We start from the raw sequence: 3180 nt of genomic DNA, 5'->3' as shown, positions 1-3180 counted from the left end.
CTCCATCCGCAAGCTCGATCCTGATGAGGTGCTGCAGTGCTACGCCCCAGAGGAGCGGCTTAAGGGGCTTGATCCTGCCACGATCGAGGCCTGGCTGAAGAAACACCGCCGGGATCACTGATGGGGTAGGGGCGGAATATCGGCTAGACTCCCCGCATGAGCGCTGACACCCCGCCCGCGGACACCGCCGTCAAGAACGACCACGATAGTCCGTGGAAAGAGGCGCTGGAGCACTACTTCCCCGAGTTCCTCGCGCTGCTGTTCCCCGCCATCCACGCCGAGATCGACTGGACCCAAGGCGTGCAGTTTCTCGACAAGGAATTCCAACAGATCGTGCGCGAGGCCAAGACCACCCGGCGCACGGCCGATAAGCTGGTCGGCGTCACCCTGCGCAACGGCCTCGCCGTCTGGGTGCTGATCCACGTCGAGGTGCAAGGCGAGCCTGAAACCGCCTTCGCCGAGCGGATGTTCACCTACCACTATAAAATCCGCGACACTTACCAGGCTGAAGTTTCCTAAGAATTTACCAATGCCCATCATGGTGGGTTAATTTGACTCGGGACCTATTGATTTTACTTATTGGCCTATAAGGAAAATTTTTTGCATTTCCCATGCCAAGTGTTGATTCATTGGCTCTAGAATTCCCGAAAAAGACTTCTCGATCAATAAGATAGTGAGTGAGCAGAGGGTTCGCTTTTGGTATAATTTCAGGTGCAACCCGTTGAAATTGCATACAAAAGGCCCTCTGCTCAATGTTCATACTACGCGATCTCCTAAACCTGCTCCAACAGACCTTCTCAGAGACCGCACAGGGCCAACAGCGCAAGGTCTGGTTTGCCTACACCTTGCTGGCGGTTGCGCTGCCCTTTACTTCGTCGATCACCTCGAATGTGCTGCGGACCCTGCGCACGCTGTTCGACCTGGACATCGACAGCCAGCGCTTTTATGCCTTCATGGCCAGTTCAACGCTGCCGTGGAGGCGTCTGTGGCTGGCACTGTGGGGGGCGATTCCTCACCCGACGACCGCCGGGCGGGTGATGGTGGCGCTGGATGATTCGATCAATCCGAAGACGGGCAAGACCATCTTCGGCTGCGGGCATTTCCACGATCATGCGGCCAGTGGCAATCAATCCAGCTACCCGTGGTCGCAGTGCATTCTCGCCATCGGCTTGCTCAAGCAGATTAAGGGTCGCTGGGCCTGTTTGCCGTTGGATTTCCGCTTCTATCTGATGCAGAAGGAGGTGGAGGCCAAACGGATCACGGCCTCTCGCAAGGGGGTGGTCGTGGCCTTCGAGACGAAAATGGACCAGGCCGCCAGTATGCTCAAAGCGGTGTTCGACGCCTTCGGCCAACCGGTGCTGGTGGTGGCCGATAGCTGGTTTGGCAACGATGGGCTCTGGTCTCGCTTGGCGCGGGGTCGCGGCGGTGACTTTGAGCTCCTCTCGCGTCTGCGCTCCAATCTGACGCTCTACGCGGTGCTGGATGCGCTTGCACCATGCGAGCCGCCCCGGCGTGGGCGCCCGAGGAAGTATGGCGTGCGCCTGGGCAGCGTCGATCACTGCGCCCAGGCGTTCAAACACCAGGCCCTGAGCTATCGGGTGTGGCTCTACGGCAAGCAACGTGACCTGCAGGCGTTCTCGCAGGTGGTGATGCTCAAGACGATGAAGTGTCCGGTGCGCGTGGTGTGGGTCTATCGCAGGTCGCGCTACGTGGCGCTGGCGACCACCGATCTGGCGCTGAGCGTCGAGCAGATCATCGAATATTATGGCGCGCGCTGGAAAATCGAATCCGGATTCAAGGAAATCAAGCAGGAGATCGGCAGCGCGAAGAGCCAGACCCGCACGGCCGATGCGGTCAGCAATCATCTGAACTTCTGCATGATGGCAACCACGTTGACCTGGATCTATGCCGATCGTCTGTTACAGGCCCCGGAGCGCCGACATCAGATCCGCGGCCGATCGGCTTTCGCCTTCTCCGATGTGCGCAGGCTCCTAGCCGAGGCGGCGTTACATCCGGATTTTCAATCGCTTTGCCCACGACCACACCAAAGCCCGCAAAATCCTTTTGTCCAGATGCTCTTACGCATGGTGGCTCCTGATTAGCAAGCTTCTTCAGCCAGACGAAGCCAGCGCTCAGGGCGCGCCCCGGTCGTCGTCGCCGCCAGCAGCAGACGGCTGTGGATCGTCTCCAGATGGAAGCGCCGGTTGAAGCGATAGGCGAAGGTGCCGAGATAGCGCGCACGATACTTCTCGAAGTCAAAGGCATGGTAGGCGCCGCCGAAGCTGCTCTTGAGATTGCCCAAGAGTGTGTTGACCCAGCTGAACGCCGGCAAGTCCTTTGGTTTGCGCGACCCAACGACGATGACATGATGCGTACACTCAGCATCGGTGACCCCGGCAAAGCAGGCCAAGCCATCGGAGGTCACCGCGCAGCCTGGAGCCAGATCGCGGCGCGCCCACGCGGCAATCGCCTTGCGGGTGAAGCCAGGCACAGCGGCCATTTTGGTGTAGAGCGGATGGCCTTCGGGGCTCAAGGACACCGCCGCGACGAAGGGGACCTTGTTCTCCGAGCCGCGCCCGGGCTTGCCGCCGACCAGCTCGCCGCCGAGATAGACATCATCGACTTGGACGTCACCACTGAGCGTATAGGCGCTGTCGCGCTCGGTCATGGCCTGCATCAGCTTGTGCTGGATCAGCCAAGCCGTCGGATAGCTCACACCTAGCAGCCGTTTCAGGGCCAGCGCCGAGAGCCCAGTCTTGGCCTGACTGACCAGGTAGATCGCCAGAAACCACACCGTCAGCGCCAAGTGGGTGCTCTGAAACAGGGTGCCGGCGATCAGCGAGGTCTGGGTCCGACAGGCCCGGCACTGAAAGGTCTTGTGGGCGCCGACATGGAGGATGTAGGCCTGGGGATGGTCGCACTTGGGGCAACGAAATCCCTCGGGCCAGCGCAGCCGTTCGAGCTCAGCCTCGCAGAGGGCCTCGGTGCCGAACTGCGCGGTGAACCTGGGCAACGACAATCCAGGCTGAAATTGAATGCGGTTCATCGGCATGACGAGGTCCTTCGAGCAAGCGGGAGTCGCTCCACTATGCGCCTTTTCTCGGCGGAAAAGGGGCTTGGCTGAGAAAGCTTGCTAATCAGGTCCGCTCATGGATCGGGCGGAGCAGGGCATTGGCCTCG

3 protein-coding genes are annotated in these 3180 nt (G+C 60.2%); 2 read left to right on the top strand and 1 reads right to left on the bottom strand.

Going from position 1 to position 3180, the window contains the following annotated elements; translation table 11 throughout:
- The first annotated feature begins 156 nt into the window (after positions 1 to 156).
- Both VBE63_RS26540 and VBE63_RS26535 read left to right on the top strand, forming a co-directional pair.
- Complete coding sequence (locus tag VBE63_RS26540; RefSeq protein WP_323686003.1) at positions 157 to 519, top strand: hypothetical protein; 363 nt, start codon at positions 157 to 159, stop codon at positions 517 to 519.
- A 233-nt stretch (positions 520 to 752) separates the two neighbouring features.
- Positions 753 to 2102: a transposase gene (locus VBE63_RS26535; protein ID WP_323686002.1), complete on the top strand. Its 1350-nt coding sequence runs from the start codon at positions 753 to 755 to the stop codon at positions 2100 to 2102.
- Here the strand turns inward: VBE63_RS26535 and VBE63_RS26530 are convergent.
- A complete protein-coding gene (locus tag VBE63_RS26530) occupies positions 2099 to 3052 on the bottom strand; it encodes an IS1595 family transposase (protein ID WP_323686001.1) in 954 nt (317 codons plus the stop codon). The genes VBE63_RS26535 and VBE63_RS26530 overlap by 4 nt on opposite strands.
- Positions 3053 to 3180: the final 128 nt, after the last annotated feature.

The sequence above is a fragment of the Lamprobacter sp. genome (assembly GCF_034860625.1).
GTDB lineage: Bacteria > Pseudomonadota > Gammaproteobacteria > Chromatiales > Chromatiaceae > Lamprobacter.
This window is presented reverse-complemented; position numbering and strand designations above follow the sequence as displayed.